Annotated in this window: 17 protein-coding genes and 1 pseudogene; 10 read left to right on the top strand and 8 right to left on the bottom strand. The window is 73.2% G+C overall.

From position 1 onward, the window contains the following. The first annotated feature begins 45 nt into the window (after positions 1–45). Positions 46–489 carry a DoxX family protein gene (locus PU704_RS12645; RefSeq protein WP_277551596.1) on the top strand — a complete coding sequence of 148 codons (444 nt, stop codon included), beginning with the start codon at positions 46–48 and terminating at the stop codon, positions 487–489. 12 nt (positions 490–501) lie between these two features. On the opposite strand, the gene PU704_RS12650 is transcribed toward PU704_RS12645, so the two are convergent. From PU704_RS12650 to PU704_RS12665, 4 genes are all read right to left on the bottom strand, one after another. Continuing rightward, on the bottom strand, positions 502–684 hold the full coding sequence (locus PU704_RS12650; RefSeq protein ID WP_277551597.1) for a hypothetical protein: 183 nt from the start codon (positions 682–684) through the stop codon (positions 502–504). 238 nt (positions 685–922) lie between these two features. Then, positions 923–2482: a CoA-acylating methylmalonate-semialdehyde dehydrogenase gene (locus PU704_RS12655; RefSeq protein ID WP_277551599.1), complete on the bottom strand. Its 1560-nt coding sequence runs from the start codon at positions 2480–2482 to the stop codon at positions 923–925. A gap of 27 nt (positions 2483–2509) precedes the next feature. Beyond that, entirely contained in the window at positions 2510–3430 is a 921-nt protein-coding gene (gene mmsB, locus PU704_RS12660) for a 3-hydroxyisobutyrate dehydrogenase (RefSeq protein WP_075871167.1), read from the bottom strand. A gap of 205 nt (positions 3431–3635) precedes the next feature. Further along, on the bottom strand, positions 3636–5033 hold the full coding sequence (locus PU704_RS12665) for an MFS transporter (protein ID WP_277551601.1): 1398 nt from the start codon (positions 5031–5033) through the stop codon (positions 3636–3638). Between the two features lie 176 nt (positions 5034–5209). Between PU704_RS12665 and PU704_RS12670 the strand changes: the two genes are divergently transcribed. Beyond that, the gene (locus PU704_RS12670; RefSeq protein WP_277551602.1) at positions 5210–6121 is read left to right on the top strand and encodes a LysR family transcriptional regulator; all 912 of its coding nucleotides are present in this window, start codon (positions 5210–5212) and stop codon (positions 6119–6121) included. 33 nt (positions 6122–6154) lie between these two features. Here the strand turns inward: PU704_RS12670 and PU704_RS12675 are convergent, their stop codons facing one another. Continuing rightward, positions 6155–7036, bottom strand: coding sequence for an NAD(P)-dependent oxidoreductase (locus PU704_RS12675; protein WP_277551603.1), 882 nt, complete (start codon positions 7034–7036; stop codon positions 6155–6157). Further along, a complete protein-coding gene (locus PU704_RS12680) occupies positions 7033–8439 on the bottom strand; it encodes a four-carbon acid sugar kinase family protein (protein ID WP_277551604.1) in 1407 nt (468 codons plus the stop codon). Before PU704_RS12680 ends, PU704_RS12675 begins: the two co-directional genes overlap by 4 nt. A 278-nt stretch (positions 8440–8717) precedes the next feature. On the opposite strand from PU704_RS12680, the gene PU704_RS12685 reads away from it, so the two are divergent. From PU704_RS12685 to PU704_RS12695, 3 genes are all read left to right on the top strand, one after another. Further along, on the top strand, positions 8718–9437 hold the full coding sequence (locus PU704_RS12685) for a FadR/GntR family transcriptional regulator (RefSeq protein ID WP_277551605.1): 720 nt from the start codon (positions 8718–8720) through the stop codon (positions 9435–9437). Between the two features lie 25 nt (positions 9438–9462). Then, a complete protein-coding gene (locus PU704_RS12690; protein ID WP_047802275.1) occupies positions 9463–10323 on the top strand; it encodes a class II fructose-bisphosphate aldolase in 861 nt (286 codons plus the stop codon). A 113-nt stretch (positions 10324–10436) separates the two neighbouring features. Next, a complete protein-coding gene (locus tag PU704_RS12695) occupies positions 10437–11519 on the top strand; it encodes an aldo/keto reductase (protein ID WP_047802274.1) in 1083 nt (360 codons plus the stop codon). 130 nt (positions 11520–11649) lie between these two features. Here PU704_RS12695 and PU704_RS12700 read toward each other — a convergent pair whose 3' ends face one another. Further along, positions 11650–13233: a nucleoside transporter C-terminal domain-containing protein gene (locus tag PU704_RS12700; RefSeq protein ID WP_277551606.1), complete on the bottom strand. Its 1584-nt coding sequence runs from the start codon at positions 13231–13233 to the stop codon at positions 11650–11652. Between the two features lie 156 nt (positions 13234–13389). Between PU704_RS12700 and PU704_RS12705 the strand changes: the two are divergent. From PU704_RS12705 to PU704_RS12720, 4 genes and pseudogenes are all read left to right on the top strand, one after another. Continuing rightward, a pseudogene (locus PU704_RS12705) lies at positions 13390–14292 on the top strand (nucleoside hydrolase); the annotation flags it as partial. Between the two features lie 36 nt (positions 14293–14328). Then, positions 14329–15243 carry a ribokinase gene (locus tag PU704_RS12710; protein WP_380113551.1) on the top strand — a complete coding sequence of 305 codons (915 nt, stop codon included), beginning with the start codon at positions 14329–14331 and terminating at the stop codon, positions 15241–15243. Positions 15244–15313: 70 nt separating this feature from the next. Further along, the gene (locus PU704_RS12715; RefSeq protein ID WP_277551607.1) at positions 15314–16375 is read left to right on the top strand and encodes a CPBP family intramembrane glutamic endopeptidase; all 1062 of its coding nucleotides are present in this window, start codon (positions 15314–15316) and stop codon (positions 16373–16375) included. Between the two features lie 90 nt (positions 16376–16465). Continuing rightward, entirely contained in the window at positions 16466–16843 is a 378-nt protein-coding gene (locus PU704_RS12720; protein ID WP_139318395.1) for a hypothetical protein, read from the top strand. A gap of 4 nt (positions 16844–16847) precedes the next feature. Here PU704_RS12720 and PU704_RS12725 read toward each other — a convergent pair whose 3' ends face one another. Then, positions 16848–17123, bottom strand: a complete 276-nt coding sequence (locus PU704_RS12725) for a GlsB/YeaQ/YmgE family stress response membrane protein (protein ID WP_075871158.1) — start codon at positions 17121–17123, stop codon at positions 16848–16850. Positions 17124–17334: 211 nt separating this feature from the next. Here PU704_RS12725 and PU704_RS12730 point away from each other — a divergent pair, with 211 nt between their 5' ends. Beyond that, a complete protein-coding gene (locus tag PU704_RS12730; protein WP_277551608.1) occupies positions 17335–18441 on the top strand; it encodes a zinc-binding dehydrogenase in 1107 nt (368 codons plus the stop codon). The last annotated feature ends 5 nt before the right edge of the window (positions 18442–18446 follow it).

Consider the following 18446-nt stretch of genomic DNA (forward strand, 5'->3'; position numbering starts at 1 on the left):
TGCCTGGCCGCGGGGGCGGCCGGGGGCGACTGCTAGCCTCCGGGCATGTCCTCCTCCGCCCGGCCGGGCGCCCCCGCCACGTCCGTCCCCCGCACGCTTGCCCGGGTGGCCCTGGCCCTCGTGCTGCTCGGTGCGGGCATCGGCCACCTCACGGTCGCCCGGCAGGAGTTCACCGCCCAGGTGCCCCCGTGGCTGCCGATGCCCGCGGACGCCGTGGTGCTGGTCTCCGGAGTGGTCGAGATCGTGCTCGGGGTCGCGCTGCTCGTGCTGCGGCGGCACCGGGCGGCCGTCGGCTGGGTCGTGGCGGCGTTCTTCGTGGCCGTGTTCCCCGGCAACGTCTCGCAGTACCTCACGCGCACCGACGCCTTCGGCCTGGACACCGACCGGGTCCGGGCGGTCCGTCTGCTGTTCCAGCCGCTGCTGGTCGTGTGGGCGCTGTGGTCCACCGGGGCGTGGCGGGCCTGGCGCCGCGCCCGCCGGGAGCGCTGAGCCCCGCCGGGCTCAGTCCTCCCGGTTGACGTAGCGGTCCCGCATCCGCCGGTACAGCGCGAAGGTCCCGAGGTAGGCCAGCGCGGCGAGCACCACCGTGGGCAGCCACTCCTGGGCGTCCAGGGAGGTCAGCAGCACCCCGGCCGAGGTGAGCACCAGGGCCAGCACGAGCAGGCTCGCGACGATCGACTTCACGGGCGTCCTTCCGGGACGGGGGCGGGGGCCCTCCCAGCCTAACGAGGCCGCCGGCCGACGACGACGCCGCTCCCGCCCCGGGCCGAGCGCACGTGACCGGTTGCTCCCGCCGCTCCCGCAGCGTGCTGATCCCGCCCGGGCGGGCCCGGCGTGCGCGAGCGCCCCGGCCGGCCACGGCATGCCGTGGCCGGCCGGGGCGCCCGGGGCCAGTCGGGGAGAGGGGCCCTGCGGGGCGCCGTCAGTGGGTGGGGAAGCCCAGGTTGATCTGGGACTCCGAGGGCTCGGGCCAGCGGGTGGTGACCAGCTTGCGGCGGGTGTAGAAGTTGAACGACTCCGGCCCGTACATGTGGGTGTCGCCGAACAGGGACTTCTTCCAGCCGCCGAAGGAGAACGCGCCGATCGGCACCGGGATCGGGACGTTGATCCCCACCATGCCCACCTCGATGTCGAACTGGTACTCCCGGGCGGTCTTGCCGTCGCGGGTGAACACGGCGGTGCCGTTGGCGAACTGGTTGGAGTTGATCAGCCGCACGGCCTCGTCGTAGCTGCCGACCCGCACGACCGACAGGACCGGGCCGAAGATCTCCTCGTCGTAGACCTTCATCCCCGGCTTCACGTGGTCGATCAGCGACACGCCCGTGAAGAAGCCGTCGCCCTCGAACTCCTGCTTCGTGCCGTCGACGACGACGGTCGCGCCCTCGGCCTCCGCTCCCGCCACGTAGCCGTTGACCCGTTCCAGGGCCTGCGCCGTGATGAGCGGGCCCATCTCCGAGGCCGGGTCGGTGCCCGGGCCGATGGTCAGCTTCCCGACCCGCTCGGTGATCCTCTCGATCAGCGGGTCCGCCGTGTCGCCCACGGCCACGATCACCGAGATGGCCATGCAGCGCTCCCCGGCGGAGCCGTAGGCGGCCGAGACGGCGGCGTCGGCCGCGCCGTCGAGGTCGGCGTCCGGCATGACCACCATGTGGTTCTTCGCCCCGCCCAGCGCCTGGACGCGCTTGCCGTGGGCGGCCGAGGTCTCGTAGATGTACTGGGCGATCGGGGTGGAGCCCACGAAGGACACGGCCTTCACGAGCGGGTTGGTCAGCAGCTCGTCCACGGCGACCTTGTCCCCGTGCACCACGTTGAGCACGCCCGGGGGCAGGCCGGCCTCGGCGAAGGCCTCGGCGATCCACACGGAGGCGGAGGGGTCCCGCTCCGAGGGCTTCAGGACCACGGTGTTCCCGGCGGCGATCGCGGTGGTGATCATCCACAGCGGCACCATGGCCGGGAAGTTGAACGGGGTGATGCACGCGACCACGCCCACCGGCTGGCGGATCTGGTGCACGTCCACGCCGGTGGCGGCCTGCTCGAGGTGCTCGCCCTTCAGGTGGTGCATCAGCCCGGTGCAGAACTGCACGTTCTCGAGCCCGCGGGCGATCTCCCCGGCCGCGTCCGAGAGGACCTTGCCGTGCTCGGCGGTGACGATCTCGGCCAGCTCCGGAGTGCGCTCCCGGATGATGTTCTCGACCTTGAACATGATCGCGGTCCGCTTGGCCAGGCTGGTCGCCCGCCAGCCGGGCAGCGCGGCCTCGGCGGTCTCCACGGCGGTGGCGACCTCCTCGGCCGAGGCCAGCAGCACCTGCTTGGCCACCTGCCCGGTCGCGGGGTTGTAGACGGGCGCGGTCCGCTCGGAGCCGCCGTGGCGCCTCCCGTCGATGAAGTGCTCGATGACCTCCCCGGCGCCCCGAGGGTCCTGGGCGCCCTGCTCGGCGTCCTGCTGCGCGCGCACCTCGGCGCTCTGCTTGGTGTCCTGCATGATGTCCTCCTGGTGTGTGGTCGCCGCTCAGGCCTTCTCCGGGTCCCAGCCCGCGATCTTCCCGTCCGGGGCGGCGTACTTGGTGATGAGGGAGCAGTCCTTGTCCCCGTAGCCCTCGTCGATGAGCTGCTGCAGCCGCTCGGCCACGAGCTCCGCGGCGGGCAGCCGCACGCCGGTCTGCTCGCCGGCCATCAGGGCCAGGCCGGCGTCCTTGGCGGCGAGGGTCGCGCTGAAGGTCGCCTCGAAGTTGTTGTTCGCCGCGGCGGAGTCCACGATGCCGGGCACCGGGTACCAGGTCTGCAGGGCCCAGGAGTTGCCGGAGGACACCGAGGCGATGTCCCAGAACACCTTCGGGTCCAGACCCAGCCGGTCGGCGAGCACGGAGCCCTCGGCGCAGGCCTCGAGGCAGATGAACAGCATCATGTTGTTGACGATCTTGGCCGACTGGCCGGTGCCGGCCTCGCCCGTGGCCACGATCTTGCGCGCCATCGGCTCGATGCAGGCGGAGGCGGCCGCGACGTCGTCGGCCTCCCCGCCGACCATGAACGTCAGGGTGCCGGCGGCGGCGCCGCTGATCCCGCCGGAGACCGGGGCGTCCACGAAGCGGAAGCCGGCCTCCCGGGCGGCCCGGTGCAGCTCCAGCGCGGTCTCCACGTCGATCGTGGAGCTGTCCACGAGCAGCGCGTTCTTCGGCGCGAGCGCGATGACGCCGGTGTCCCCGAGGTAGACCGCCCGGGCGTGCTCGCCCTTGGGCAGCATCGTGAACACGACCTCCGCTCCCTGGAGGGCCTCCTCCATGCTGTCGAACGTCTGCACGCCCCTGTCCCGGGCGGCGGCCATGGCGGCGGCGCTGACGTCGTGGCCCCGGACCTCGTGGCCGGCCCGGACGAGGTTCGCGGACATCGGGTTGCCCATGTGGCCGAGGCCGATCCAGGTGATGGTGGTCATCGTGTGTTCCCTTCAGCGAGGTCGTGAACTGCATGGTCGTGAACTGCATGGTCGTGAACTGCATGGTCGTGAACTGCATGGTCGTGAACTGCATGGTCGTGAACTGCATGGTCGTGAACTGCGGCGGGGGGCGTGCACAGCGCGCCCAGCGGCGGACCGGGGAACCGGTCCGCCGCTGGGCGCGGGCGGTGCGGGGCGGCGGGGATCAGGAGATCCGGTCCTGGGCGGCCTTCTCCTCGGAGAGCCGGCGCCGGTCCTCGGCGTCGACGTCCTGGAGGGAGATGCCCTTGGTCTCACGCAGCGTCGCCACCGCGATCAGGGTGACGAGGCAGGCCGCGGCGATGTAGACGGCGATCGGCACCCACGAGTTGAACTCGCGCAACAGGGCGGTCGCGATGATCGGGGCCAGCGAGCCGGCCACGATCGAGGTCACCTGGTAGCCCAGGGAGACGCCGGAGTAGCGCATCCGGGTGGGGAACATCTCGGCCATGATGGCCGGCTGCCCGGCGTACATGAGCGCGTGGATCATCAGGCCGAGGGTGATGGCCGCGAGGATGATGAAGCTGTTGTCGGTGTTGAACATCGGGAACGCGACGAAGGCCCAGACCGCGCCCAGTGCGGCGCCGGCGGCGTACATCGGGCGGCGGCCCACCCTGTCGGTGGCCCGGCCCACGAGCGGCACGCAGATCGCGTGGATGACGTGGGCGATCAGCAGCAGCAGCAGGATCCGGCTGGTGTCCACGTCCCTCTGGGTGGACAGGTAGGTGATCGAGAACGTCACCACCACGTAGTAGAGGATGTTCTCCGCGAAGCGCAGGCCCATGGCGCCGAAGACGCCGCGCGGGTAGCGGCGGAAGACCTCGCCCACGCCGTAGGCGGCGGACTTCTTCTCGAGGACCTCCTGCTGGGCCTCCTTGAAGATCGCGGCGTCGGTCACGTGGGTGCGGATGTAGTAGCCGATGGCCACGATGACGATCGAGAGCCAGAAGCCCACGCGCCAGCCCCAGGCGAGGAACGCCTCTTCGGAGAGGGTGAAGGAGAGGGTGAGCAGCACGATGGTGGCGAGCAGGTTGCCCAGCGGCACCGCGGCCTGCGGGAAGCTGGACCAGAAGCCGCGCTCCTTGTTGGGGGAGTGCTCGGCCACGAGCAGGACGGCCCCGCCCCACTCGCCGCCCACCGCGAAGCCCTGCACGAAGCGCAGCACCACCAGCATGGCCGCGGCCCAGTAGCCGATCTGGTCGTAGCCGGGCAGGCAGCCCATGAGGAAGGTGGCGGCGCCGACCATGACGATCGAGATCTGCAGCAGGTGCTTGCGGCCGTACTTGTCGCCGAAGTGGCCGAAGACGATGCCGCCCAGCGGGCGGGCGATGAAGCCCACCGCGTAGATCAGGAACGCCTTGAGGATGCCGTCCAGCGGGTTGCCGGTGTCCACGAAGAACAGCTGGCCGAAGACCAGCGTGGAGGCCGTGGCGAAGAGGAAGAACTCGTACCACTCCACGACCGTGCCGGCCATCGAGGCCGCCACGACCTTCTTCAGCCCGCCCCGGTTCTCCGGCGAGTCGTTCGGGTCCGCCGAGGCGGCGACCCTGTCCTCAGTGCTCATGGGTTTCTCCTGCTGCTGGGTGAACGGTGACTGTGGTCACATTGTTTGCCTACAGTGTGCGGATCTGTGGTGCGCTTCACAATGACCATGCGCTCGCGGCGCCTGTGCAAAAATGCACACGACGCCCGAATTCGCGCAGTCATCCGTGCTGCGCTCCGCTCCGGAGGAGAAGCCCCTTGTCACACGGCGCTGACGACCTCCTGCTCCTGCTCGCCGTGGCCCGCCACGGGTCCTACGCCGGGGCCGCGGCGGACCTCGGGCTCAGTCACACCACCGTGTCGCGGCGGATGGCCGGGCTCGAGAGGGCCGTGGGCGCCCGGCTGCTCGTGCGCTCCGGGGACAGGTGGGAGCCCAGCGAGCTGGGCCGGACGTTCGTGGCCGCCGGCGAGGAGATCGAGCACGCCGTGGACGCCCTCCCCCTGGGGCCCGGCGGGCGCGGCAGCTCGGTCAGCGGCGTGGTGCGGGCGCTGGCCCCGGACGGGTTCGGGGGCGTGGTCATGGGCGCGGCCATGCGGCAGGTCGTCCAGGAGCACCCCGGGGTGCGGCTGGAGATGATCAACGCCGCCCGGCGGGCGCAGACCAACCCGGTGGGCATCGACCTGGAGGTGGTCGTCGGGCGCCCGGAGGTCTCCCGCAAGGAGGCCTTCCACCTGGCCGACTACTCCCTGGGCGTCTACGCCTCCCAGGACTACCTCGCCGCCCACCCGCCGCTGCGCACGCCCGAGCAGGTGCAGGAGCACCCGCTGATCTACTTCGTGGACTCCATGCAGGACGTCGCGGAGCTCGACATCCCGCGCCGGCGCTTCCCGCGGATGCGCCAGGGCGTGGGCGCCACCTCCTCGGTGGTGCACGTGGAGCTCACCCGGGCCGGGGCCGGGATCGGGCTGCTGCCCTGCTACCTCGCCGAGCGCGTCCCGGAGCTGGTGCGGCTCTTCCCGGAGGAGCTGTGGTTCCCGGTGGAGTACTGGGTGGTCTCCCGGTCGGACCTGCTGCGCCGCCCGGCCGTGCAGGCCGTGATGGCCGCGATCCGCGCGGCGGTGGCGCAGATGCGCGAGGAGCTCGTCGCCGCCCCGGGCCCCCGGGCCTGACCGGCCGGGGGCCCGGGGCTGCCGGGGGCGGGGCTACCGGGAGCGAAGGATGTCGAAGACCGAGGAGTCGTCGTGCCGGCCGTGGCCCTCGCGGCGGCCGCGCACGTAGAGCTGCTCGGCCGCCGAGGCCAGCGGCACCGGCTGCTCGACCGCCCGGGCGGCGTCGGTGACCAGGCCCATGTCCTTGACGAAGATGTCCAGGGCGGAGCGGACCTCGGCCTGATCGCCCTGCAGCATCCGCGGGCCGCGGTCCTCGAACATGAAGGACGTGGCGGCCCCGGTGGAGAGCACCTCCAGGCACTGCGCGGGGTCCAGGCCCATGGAGTCGGCCAGGGCCAGCGCCTCGCCGGCCACGGCGATGTGCACGCCGCACAGCAGCTGGTTGACCACCTTGAAGCGCTGCCCGTCCCCCACCCGGGGTCCGACCAGGGGCGCGTTGGCGGCCATCGCGTCCAGCAGCGGCCGGACCACGGCCACGTCCTCCTCAGCACCGCCGACCATCACGAGCAGCTCGCCGGTGGCGGCGCGTGCCGTTCCCCCGGAGACCGGCGCGTCGACGATCCGCCGCACCCCGCGGGCCTCGAGGCCCTGCGCGCAGGACTCCACGGCCTGGGGACCGACGGTGGCCATCACGAGCAGCACCGTGTCCGGGCCGAGGGACCCGGCGATGCCGCGTTCGCCGAACAGGACGTCGTGCAGCTGGGCCCCGGTGGCGACCATGACGACGACGACGTCCGCGCCGGCCGCCGCCTCGCGGGGGTCCGGCAGCAGCGCCACGGCCTCGCCCACGTGCTCCCGGGCGCGGGGCGAGACGTCGAAGCCGCGGACGGGGAAGCCGGCGCGGGCCAGGGTGAGGGCCATGGGGGCGCCCATGGCGCCGAGGCCGAGGAAGCCGACGGACAGGGGTGTGCTCATGACGGGTTCTCCTGGGGATCAGAGGTGCGGGGGTGTGCGGTGGACCGGGCGCGCTCGGCGGCCCGGTCGAGGACGTCCACGACGTCGGCGAGGGCGGACTCCCCGCCCACGTTGCCGGGGAAGACCACGTAGGGTCCGCCCTGGGTGGTGTCCGGGGCGTCGGTGGGCTGGAACAGGGAGATCTGGCCGGGGAAGAACTGGCCGGTCACGCTCGCCCGGCGGATGCCCAGGCCCCGGTGGGCGACCTCGTGGGAGGTGATCCCGCCCTTGGCCACGACCCACGCCGGGCGGGACCGGGCCACCCCGTGCACGACCTCCACGAGGGCGTCGGAGACGGAGCGGGCGATGGCCAGCGACTCGTCGGGGTCCTCCGTGCGCACGAGCTCGCGGCTGGTCCACACCACCGCGTCGCGGCTGGCCAGGGCCTCGACGATCCGCGTGACCGCGTCGGCCACGTGACCGGGACGGGCGTCGTCGTCGAGCAGGGTGGGCACGTCCAGCTCCACCTCGAAGAGCTCCCGCCGGGTCCGCAGCTCGGCCAGCTGGCGGTTGGTCAGCCCCACGTGGGAGCCGACCGCCACGAGTCCGTGCGGCAGCCGCCCGGGGCCGACCACGATGTCCTCGGGGTCCAGCTCGCGGGAGCCGGTGAGACCGGCCAGCGGGCGCACGAAGGAGGGCCCGCAGCGGGTGACGAAGGTGCGGCCCTCGGCCTCGAGGACGGCCAGGGCCTGCGCCACCGTGTCCAGGTCCGCGTAGCTCGTGGCGTTGACGACCACCCAGGCCCGGTCCTTCGCCCGGCGCAGGATGTCCGCGACCGCGGCCGCTCCGCCGGTGCGGATGTCCTCCAGGCCGATGGACAGCATCGCGTCCCGCTCCAGCGACCCGCCGGAGCGCTCCACGAGGAAGTCCTTGAGGTCGGAGGAGGAGTAGCCGAAGGTGGCGTCGGCGGCGAAGTCGGTCTCGCCCACGGGCATCGGCTTCCCTTGCAGGACGGCGTAGTGGACGTCGTCCTCGGTGTAGCGGCCGGCCTCGATCATGGCCGGGGCGAAGAGGAACCCGTCCACCGCCACGCCCTGCCCGGCGAGCACGTCCGCCAGGGCGGTGGGCTCGGCGATGACGTGCCCGCGCAGGGTCGAGTCGCTGCGGGAGACCAGGTGGGGTAGTGGCAGGCCCTCGGCCTTCAGGCGTCCCAGCACCGCCGAGACGAGCTCGGTGTTGATCGCCACGGCCTCGGCCTCCGGGCGGGCGCGGCTGTTGGTGAGCACGAAGCAGGTGCGCCCGGGGTTCCGGACGACGTCGAGGACGGGGGCGGGGTCGAGCTCGAGGACGACGTCGACGTCATGGACGCACTGGGACCCGGTGGGGTCGTCGTCGAGCACGAGCAGGGTGCGCGGTGTGGTCATGCGAGGATCTCCAATCGGCGGGACATCGGGGCAGGACATTGGAGTGGGACATCGGAGTGGGAGCGTCAGCGCCGGTCATGGCCCGGGGACTCCAGGACCAACGTTTATCTGTCAGATGTCAGACATATTATGTGAGGCAGGACACGTGGTCAACGCTCGGCCTCTCCCCGGGAGAAGGCCAGACATCTGACATGGCCCGGTTGCTAGGCTTTCTCCCCAGAGGCGGGAGCGTGCACCGGTGCCGCTGCCAGCCGTCCACCGCACCGAGGAGGAGCACCATGGCCCGCCCGTCCCTGGTCGACCAGGTCGCCGACGCCCTCCTCGACCGGATCATCGCGGGGGACTTCCCGCCCGGGTCGGTGGTGCCCGGTGAGATCGACCTCAGCGCGGAGCACCAGGTCAGCCGCATGACCGTCCGGGAGGCGATCAAGACCCTGGGCGCCCAGCGCATCCTGCGCGTGGAGCGGGGGCGCGGCACGTTCGTGAACCCCCTGTCCCGGTGGGCGTCCCTCGAGGCCGTGATCCGGGCGGTCTCGGAGGGGCAGGACGACGCGGCGGCGGCCGTGCAGCTGATCGAGCTGCGCCGCTTCCTGGAGTCCGGCGCCTGCGAGCTGGCCGCCGGGCGGCTCTCCGCCGAGGAGCTGGACGGGCTGGCCCGGGACGCCGACGCCATGGAGGACGCCCACCGCGTCCAGGACGTGGCGGCCTTCGTGACCGCCGACCTGCGCTTCCACGAGCGGATCCTGGAGGCCTCGGGCAACGTGTTCATCGCGGTGCTGTTCGAGCCGCTGCACCGGGTGCTCACGGAGCGGCGGGCCCAGACGTCCCGGGTGCCGGAGATCCAGGCCCACGCCGTCGCCGAGCACCGCAAGATCGTCTCCGCGCTGGCCTCCGCCGACCCGGTCCGGGCCCGGCAGGCCATGGACGAGCACATGCAGCAGACGCTCGCCGACCTGAAGACCTACGTGCTCGGGGACATCTCCCCGGCCGACCGCTGACCGCATATCCCGAAGGACTGTGCCCATGCGCGCCAACCTGCTCGACGTCGTCACCTCCGCCCTCGCCGCCCACACCGCCGTGCCGGCGCTGAGCACCTACGACTTCACCACCGCCCAGGCCGTGGTGGAGGCCAGCGAGCGGGCGGGCCGCCCGGTGATCCTGCTGGTCCCGCCCAAGGCCGCCGCCGGGACCGGCGGGCGCCGCCTCGTCACCGCCCTGCGCGCACTGGCCGACGACGCCGCCACCCCCGTGTGCGTCCAGCTCGACCACGCCGTGGACCTGGACCTGATCGAGCACGCGGTGGCGGCCGGCGCCGACGCCGTCCTGGCCGACGGCTCCGCCCTGCCCGCCGCCGCGAACGCCGCGTTCGTCGCCCGCGCCCGGGAGCTCGTGGGCCCCGGCGTGGTGGTCGAGGCGGAGCTCGGCAGCCTCCCCGGGGACGAGGACGCGGCCATGACCTCCGAGGCCGGCGGCATGACCGACCCCGGGGAGGTCCCCGGGTTCCTGGACGGGTCCGGGGCGGACCTGCTGGCCGTGGCCGTGGGCAACGTGCACGGGCACTACCGGGGCACCCCGCGGCTGCACTGGAGCCGTCTGGAGCAGATCTGCGAGGCCGCCGAGCGGACCCCGCTCGTGCTGCACGGCGCCTCCGGGATCCCGGAGACCATGCTGGTCCGCGCGCCGCTGGCGGGCATCGGCAAGATCAACATCAACACCGAGCTGCGCTCGGCCGTCTTCGCCGCCGTGGCGGACCGGATCGAGCAGCGCCGGCACCAGGGCCTGAGCCTGTGGGCGCTCCTGGAGGACTGGACCGAGGCGGTGGGCGAGTTCACCACGCTCGCCCACCGGTTGACGACCGCCGAGGCGCGCTCCCGGAATTCCTGAGCCCCGGTCCGGCGTTGCCTCATACCGTGCCCCGCGGGCCCGGTCCGCCGGCCGCCCGCGGAAGGCACCGGCAGGAAGCAGCAGCACCGCACCACGAGCAGAGGAGTCCTTCCATGGAATACACCCGACTCGGCAGTTCCGGCCTGTACGTCTCCCGGCTGGCCCTGGGCACCATCCCCTTCGGCTCCGGCGGAGGGTTCGAGAAGATCGCGGGGCTGGGCCCGGACGAGGCCCGCCGGCAGATCGACGAGGTCCTGGACCGCGGCGTGAACTTCATCGACACCGCCAACCTGTACTCCGGCGGGGACGCCGAGCGGGTATTGGGCGAGGTGCTGGGCAGCAAGCGGGACGACGTCGTCCTCACCTCCAAGGCCCGCACCCCCACCGGGGACGGCCCCAACGACGGCGGCGCGAGCCGGATCCACGTGACCCGGGCCGTCGAGGACAGCCTGAAGCGGCTGAGGACCGACCACCTCGACCTGCTCTACCTGCACCAGTGGGACGGGCAGACCCCGATCACCGAGACCATCGCCACCGCCAACGAGCTGATCCGGGCCGGGAAGATCCGCTACTGGGGCGTGTCAAACTACAACGGCTGGCAGCTGGCCAAGACGGTCTACGAGGCGCGGCTGGCCGGGCTGGAGGGCCCGGTGGCCCACCAGGCCTACTACACCCCGGAGGCCCGGGAGATCGAGTACGAGATCGTCCCGGCCGCCCGCGACCTCGGGTTGGCGACCTTCGGCTGGAGCCCGCTGGGGGAGGGGCTGCTCAACGGCAAGGTCCGCCGCGGGACCGAGACCCCGTCCGACACGCGGCAGGGCACCGGCTGGCCGGAGCCTCACGTGGTGGACCGGGACCGGGCCTACGACCTGATCGAGCTCTTCGACGAGATCGCCCGGGAGCTGGGCTGGACGATCCCCCAGGTGGTGATCTCCTGGATCCTGGGCCGCCCGGGCATCGACGGGACCGTGATCGCCGCCCGGCGGTTCGAGCACCTGCAGGAGGACCTCGACGCCGCCGAGCTGACGCTGCCGCAGGAGGCCCGGGACCGGATCACGTCCGCGTCCCAGCTGCCCGCCTACTACCCGCTGTGGCACCGGCTGCTCAACGGCCAGGACCGGCCCGAGCCCGCGGAGGCGGAGTTCTACGCCGAGCAGCGCGGCCACGTCTTCGGCGAGGACCCGGCCCAGGCCTAGCGGGCCGCGCACCGGACGCCGCCCGGCCGTCCGGGCGAGCACGGCCGGGCGGACCTTCCCGGCGCGGACGGGCCACGCAGGTGCCGACCGTTCATGCCGGTCCCGCCGGGCCGTGCTCGGCCCGGTGCGGTCAGCCGATGAGCATGCCCGCGATCGCGGCGCTCATCAGGTTGGCGAGCGTCCCGCCGAGCACGGCCCGCAGGCCGAGGCGGGCGATGTCCCGGCGGCGGCTCGGGGCGATGCCGCCGAGCCCGCCGAGCAGGATCGCCAGGGAGCCGAAGTTCGCGAAGCCGGTCAGGGCGAAGGTCACGATGGCCTGGGTCTTGGCGGAGTAGTTCTCGATCTGCGGGGCGAAGTCGGCGAACGCGACGAACTCGTTGAGCACCAGCTTCTGCCCCAGGAAGCTGCCCGCGTCGATCGCCTCGGTCCAGGGCACCCCCACGGCGAACATCACCGGCGCGAAGACGTACCCGAAGAGCTGCTCCAGGGTGAGCGCCTCCAGCCCGAACAGGCCGCCGACCGCGCCGAGGACGATGTTGATCAGCGCGATGAGCGAGATGAAGGCGATGAGCATCGCGCCGACGTTGAGGGCCAGGCTCAGGCCGTCGGACGCGCCGCGGGCGGCGGCGTCGATGACGTTGGCCGGCTCCGTGTCCTCGTCCGTCGCATCGCCCCTCGCGCCGCCCGTCGCGCCGTCGGCCGCGTCCGTCGCGGAGACCCCGGCCGGGTCGGCGGACCGAGCGACGTCGTCGGGCCGGGCGGAGTCGCCGGGCTGGGCGGCATCGTGCGACCGGACAAGATCGTCGGGTCGGGTGGCGGCGCCGTCGCCGCGCGCCGCGGCCTGGGCGTCCTCCCGGCGGGCGAACTCGACGGCCGCGTAGGACGTGGCCCCGCGCCGGGAGCCGCGGGCGAGCCACCGGGCGGCGCCGCGACGCTTCTCCTTTCCCGGCTCGGGCTGCGCCGGGGCACCGGCGTGGCGCCCGGAGTCCGCCGGATCGGCGGCGTCGTCGGAGGTCCGCGCGGACGCACCCGCCGGCGCCTCGTCGCGGGCGTCCTCCAGCGCCCCGGCGGGGACGAGGAGCTTGGCCATGAGCAGGGCGGCCGGCGCGGCCATGAACGAGGCGGCGATCAGGTACTCGAGCGGCGCCCCGAGCAGGGAGTAGCCCACGAGCACCGAGCCGGCCACGGTGGCCAGCCCGCCGCACATGACGGCGAAGAGCTCGGAGCGCGTCATCCCGGCCACGTAGGGCTTGATGACCAGCGGCGCCTCGGTCTGCCCGACGAAGATGTTGGCAGCCGCGTTCATCGACTCCGGCGTGGTCGTGCCGAGGAGCTTCGCCAGTCCGCCGCCGATGATCTTCACGACCCACTGCAGGGCGCCCAGGTAGTACAGCACCGACGTCAGGGCCGCGAAGAACACGATGACCGGCAGCACCTGGAAGGCGAAGACCGAGCCCTCCTCGGGCAGGACCGGGCCGAAGAGGAAGTCGATGCCCGCGCCGGAGGAGTTGATGACGGCCTGGACCGCCAGGGTGAGGGCCTCGAGCACGGCGCGGCCGGCCGGGACGTAGAGCACCAGCACGCCGAAGACCACCTGGATGGTCAGCGCTAGGGCCACGGTGCGGATGCGGATCCTGCGGCGGTCCACCGAGAAGAGGACGGCGATGGCGAGGAGGGCGATCATGCCCCCGACGCCCCACAGCACGTCGAGCATGTCCGGTTGTCCTTCCGTCGGGTGTGCCCGGGGTGCCGGCGACGACGTCGGTGCGGGCACGGCCTCCTGCGTTCGGCGCCGCCGGCGTGGTACCGCGTACTCTAGCGTGAGCGCTGCGAGGGCCCCTGTCCTCGACCGACCCGAAGGATGCGAGCGATGACCGATCCGGCTGCCCGACTCCTCTATCTGGACTGCGACACCGGCATCGACGACGCCGTCGCGCTGGCCTACCTGGTGGCCACGCCCTCGGTCGACCTGCGGGGCGTCGGCACCGTCAGCGGCAACACCGATGCCACCACCGCCGCCCGCAGCACCGTGGACCTGCTGGCCCTGCTGGACCGCTCCGACATCCCGGTCGCGGTCGGCGCCCGTGACCCCCTCCGCAGCCGGTTCGGCGGCGGCACCCCGGCCGTGCACGGCACCAACGGCACCGGGGACGTGGACCTGCCGCGGGCGGCCGCCGAGCCGGTGGCCGAGGCGGCGGACGCGATGCTCATCCGGCTGGCCCACGAGCACCCGGGCGAGCTGCACGTGCTGGCCACCGGCCCGCTGACCAACCTCGCCCGCGCCCTGCGACAGGACCCCGCCCTGCCCGAGCTGGTCGCCGGCGTCACCGTCATGGGCGGCGCCGCCCTGGTCCCCGGCAACCGCACGCCGGTCGCCGAAGCCAACATCTCGCACGACCCCGAGGCGGCCGCCGAGGTGCTCGCCGCTCCGTGGGACGTGACCCTCGTGCCGCTGGACGTCACCATGGACCACCGCCTGGACGAGGAGCAGCGGCAGCAGCTCGCCGCGATCGACCATCCCGCGCTGCCCCCGCTGGCCGCGATGCTCGAGCGCTACGCCGACTTCTACACCGGGGTCTTCGGCCGCCCGCTCTCCGCCCTGCACGACCCCCTGGCCGCGGCGCTGGCGGCCGGCACCGTGGAACCGGCCCTCGCGCCGCGGGTGACGGTCCAGGTCGACACGACCGACGGTCCCGGGCGCGGCCAGACGATCTGCGATCTGCGCGGGCGGTTCGCCGGCTATCCCGCACCCGCCGGAGCCCGGTGCCGCGTGGTGCTCGAGCTGGCCGAGGATTTCGCCCCGCACCTCCTGCACGCCCTCCGCCGGCTCGGCCCGGCCGCACCGGCGGAGTCCGTGGGGGCCGCGCTCACCGTGGTGGGCAGCATCAATCTCGACCTCACGGCCGTGTGCGAGCGGCTGCCCGCGCCCGGGGAGACCGTCATCGGCGCGGACCTGCAGCGGCAGCCGGGCGGCAAGGGCGCCAACCAGGCCGTGGCCGCCGCACGGCTCGCCGGCCGCGCCCGGATGATCGGCGCCGTCGGCGACGACCCGGACGGCAGGCTCCTCCTCCGCCACCTGGCGGACGCCGGCGTCGACACCACCGGCGTCCGCCGGGTGCCGGCGCCGACCGGCACCGCCCTCATCACCGTGGACCACCACGGGGAGAACCAGATCACCGTCTGCGCCGGGGCCAACGCCGAGGTGTCCCTCGAGGACGTGGCCTTCGCGCCGGAGGACGTCGTGCTCTGCCAGCTGGAGATCGCGCTCGACACCGTGTGCGAGACCGCCCGGCGGACCCCGGGCTTCTTCGCTCTCAACGCCGCCCCGGCCCGGTCCCTCCCGGCCGAGCTGGTGGAGCGGTGCGACCTGGTCGTCGTGAACGAGACCGAGTACGCCTGCCTCCCCGAGCTCGCCGACGCGAAGCTGGTCGCGGTGACCTACGGCGCTCGGGGCTCGGCCCTCTACGCGCACGGGCGGCAGGTCGCCGCCGCTCCCGCCCAGGAGGTCGCCGTGGTCAGCACGGTCGGTGCCGGTGATGCCTTCTGCGCCGCGCTGGTGCTGGCCCTCGCCGCCGGGCTCGACCACGGAACGGCCCTGCGTGCCGCCAACGCGGTGGGCGCCCACGCCGTCGGCGACGCCTCCTCGCAGCCGGAGTTCTCCCCGCTGGAGCACTACCTGCCGTCCCCGGCCGACGGCGACGCTCTCTCGGCGGATCCCTCCTGACTGTCCGCGACACCGGCCCGGCCCACGGCCACGGAACCTCGGGGTCGGTGCCGAGAACTACGCTGACGTCATGACCTCGCAGCCTCCGCGGCGACCGGCCCCCTGGCAGCCCGACGCCCCTCCTGCGCCCACGCCCGCCGGCGTCCGGCCTCCTGGTCCGCCCGCGGGGTGGCCGGCAGCCCCGTATCCGGGCCACCCCGGTGGCCCGGCCCCGCAGCCGGGTTTCCCGGCGACGGCGCCGGTCACCTACGCGGAGTTCTACCGCACGCCCCGCAACCGCTGGTGGAAGGGATTCACCAGCATCCTCGTCCTCTGCGCCGCGGTGCTGCTGTTCTCGATCGTGCTGACCTTCGGCGCCATGGGGATCGACCTCGTCCTGGGCTCCACCACGATGGACGACCTCGCGAGCGGGCGGATCACCATGACGCCGGTGCTGCTGCTGGCCAGCAATCTCACGCTGGTCCTCTCGGCCGTCGTCGCCCTGCTCCTCCACCGGTACCTGCACCGGCAGCCGGTCGGTACCCTGCACTCGGTGCTGGGCCGCTTCCGCTGGGGCTGGTGCGGGCGGGCCGCCCTGGTGGTCGTCCCGCTGTTCGTGGCCTACGTGGGGCTCGTGGCGCTCGTCGAGGCGCCCGGCCCGCTCTCCCTGGACGCGACCGCGTGGGCCTTCCTCGCGGTCGTCCTGCTGACCACGCCCCTGCAGGCGGCGTCCGAGGAGTACATCTTCCGCGGCGTGATCCAGCGCGCGGCCGGGTCATGGGTCTCCGGGACCGTCCCGTCCCTCGTGGTCGGCACCGGCGTGAGCGCGGTGCTGTTCTCGATCGCGCACTTCGCCACCGACGTGTGGCTGATCGTCTACTACCTGGTCTTCGGGATCGCGATGTCGCTGCTGAGCCAGGCCACGGGCGGGCTCGAGGCCGCCTCGCTGGTGCACGCGGCGAACAACGTCATGCTCTTCCTGGTGGCCACCGCCGCGGGCCAGATGAGCGAGGGGCTCGACCGCTCGGCCGGTGCCGGCGGCCCGTTCATGCTGGTGCCGATGCTGGTCATCTCGGCCATCGCCGCGGTCCTGATCGTCCTCGCCCGCCGGCGCGGAGCGGCCCACCGGGCCGCCCCGCCGGCGACCGCCTGAGGCCGCGGTCCGGCGCACCGGCCGGGAGATGGCTGGGAGTTCGGGGGCGTCGCACGGTGGCCCGGACGGCCGGTCGATAGGCTCGGATCCGTGACCGGACTCCGTGGAGCGGCCCTGCTCGAAGTGCTCAGTGCCGCCGCCACCAACACCGGTGTGGCGCTGGTGGTGGCGGCCCTGCTCATCCGGTGCCTCTACCTCGGCTGGCACCGGACCGAGGCCCTGCACGTGCTCACGGACGGGGAGTCCTGCCTGCGCTGGCACACCACCCGCTACGAGATCCACGAGGAGCCGTGGCCGGACCCGCCGGCGCCCGTTCCCGCCCCGGGGGCCGAGGTGACGGTCTACTACCGCGTCCGCGATCCGCGCCGGTGGGCGCTCACGGCCCCGTACCGCATGACGCGGTGGCTGTTCTGGACCGGCGCCGTGCTCACGGTGGTCGGACTGCTCCTGCCCGCGCTGCTCGGCTGAGCGGTCAGCGCACGGCCCTGTTGCGTGCTGCCTTGTTGCGTCCGGACAGGCTCTCGGCCACGCCGATCAGCAGGACCGCGGCGATCACGGCCACGATGAAGCCCAGGACGTTGAGCTCGAAGATGTCGCCGGTGCCCAGCGCGCTGGCGATGACGCCGCCGATCACCGAGCCGGCCAGGCCCAGCAGCAGCGTGGCGATCAGGCTGAGGTTCTGCCTGCCGGGTTTGATGAGCCGGGCGAGGGCGCCGATGACGAGTCCGGCAACGATGAAGCCGATCATGGGGTCTTCCTTCTCAGGTCGGGGGTCCCGGCGGCGACGGGGGTTCTCCTGCAGTGCCGCACCCCGATACTACGCATACTGCCGATTCCTCCGCACGGGCCGGGACGGGCCGACCCCGCGGCGGGACGGTCCGGCGCACGTCCTCGATAACTCCCGGACCGGGCGATACGGTGAACGGCGTCACAGCCCAGCCCCGAGACCGGAGGTCGTCGTGAAGATTCGTGGAGCCGTCCTGGAGACCATGGAGGCCTCGGCCCCGTACGCCGAGTCGCAGCCGCTGCGCGTCGAGGAGCTCGAGCTCGGCGAGCCCGGGCCCACCGAGCTGCTCGTGCGGATCACCGCCGCCGGGGTGTGCCACTCCGACCTCTCCGTGGTCAACGGCAACCGGCCGCGGCCCCTGCCGATGCTGCTGGGGCACGAAGCGGCCGGCGTCGTCGAGCACGTGGGCGCCGACGTCACCGACCTGGCCGTGGGTCAGCACGTGGTGATGGCGTTCCTGCCGCGCTGCGGCGAGTGCGCCGCGTGCCGGACCGAGGGGCTGCTACCGTGCACGGTCGGGTCGAAGGCCAACGCCTCCGGCACCCTCATCGAGGGCTCCCAGCACCTCACCTCCGCGTCCCGTGGGAACGTCTACCACCACCTGGGGGTCTCCGGGTTCGCCACCCACGCCGTGGTGGACCGCCGCTCCGTGGTGCCCGTGGGCGAGGACGTCCCGGCCCCCATCGCGGCCGTCATGGGCTGCGCGGTGCTCACCGGGGGAGGGGCCGTCCTCAACGCGGCGCAGGCCACTCCCGACGACGCCGTGGCCGTGGTCGGTCTCGGCGGCGTGGGACTCGCCGCGGTGCTGGTCGCCAAGGCCGTGGGCTGCCGCCGGGTGATCGCCGTGGACGCGCTGACCGAGAAGCTGGAGCTGGCCAAGGAATTCGGCGCCGACGAGGCGCTCACCCCGGACGAGCTCGTGGCGCTCGAGGACAAGCCCCGCGTGGTGATCGAGGCCGCCGGGCACCCGCGGGCGTTCGAGACCGCGTTCAACGCCACCGCCGTGGGCGGGGTGACCGTCACCGTGGGCCTGCCGGCACCCGGCGCGATGTCCCAGATCGAGCCGCTGAAGATCACCGCCGAGGCCCGCCAGATCATCGGCAGCTACCTCGGCTCCGCCGTGCCGGCCGTGGACATCCCCAAGTACGAGCAGATGTGGCGGGACGGCGCGCTGCCGCTGGAGAAGCTGATCACCTCGCACATCACGCTGGAGCAGATCAACGAGGCGATGGACGAGCTGGACGCGGGGCGGGCGGTGCGGCAGGTGATCGAATTCTGAACCTC

The organism is Kocuria oceani (assembly GCF_029524215.1).
Classification (GTDB): Bacteria; Actinomycetota; Actinomycetes; order Actinomycetales; family Micrococcaceae; genus Kocuria; species Kocuria oceani.

Coding starts and splice junctions, on each gene's coding strand:
- PU704_RS12715 (WP_277551607.1), top strand. CDS start 15,314: ATGACCTCGCAGCCTCCGCGGCGACCGGCCCCCTGGCAGCCCGACGCC.
- PU704_RS12645 (WP_277551596.1), top strand. CDS start 46: ATGTCCTCCTCCGCCCGGCCGGGCGCCCCCGCCACGTCCGTCCCCCGC.
- PU704_RS12690 (WP_047802275.1), top strand. CDS start 9,463: ATGCGCGCCAACCTGCTCGACGTCGTCACCTCCGCCCTCGCCGCCCAC.
- PU704_RS12725 (WP_075871158.1), bottom strand. CDS start 17,123: ATGATCGGCTTCATCGTTGCCGGACTCGTCATCGGCGCCCTCGCCCGG.
- PU704_RS12695 (WP_047802274.1), top strand. CDS start 10,437: ATGGAATACACCCGACTCGGCAGTTCCGGCCTGTACGTCTCCCGGCTG.
- mmsB (WP_075871167.1), bottom strand. CDS start 3,430: ATGACCACCATCACCTGGATCGGCCTCGGCCACATGGGCAACCCGATG.
- PU704_RS12700 (WP_277551606.1), bottom strand. CDS start 13,233: ATGCTCGACGTGCTGTGGGGCGTCGGGGGCATGATCGCCCTCCTCGCC.
- PU704_RS12655 (WP_277551599.1), bottom strand. CDS start 2,482: ATGCAGGACACCAAGCAGAGCGCCGAGGTGCGCGCGCAGCAGGACGCC.
- PU704_RS12665 (WP_277551601.1), bottom strand. CDS start 5,033: ATGAGCACTGAGGACAGGGTCGCCGCCTCGGCGGACCCGAACGACTCG.
- PU704_RS12680 (WP_277551604.1), bottom strand. CDS start 8,439: ATGACCACACCGCGCACCCTGCTCGTGCTCGACGACGACCCCACCGGG.
- PU704_RS12685 (WP_277551605.1), top strand. CDS start 8,718: ATGGCCCGCCCGTCCCTGGTCGACCAGGTCGCCGACGCCCTCCTCGAC.
- PU704_RS12675 (WP_277551603.1), bottom strand. CDS start 7,036: ATGAGCACACCCCTGTCCGTCGGCTTCCTCGGCCTCGGCGCCATGGGC.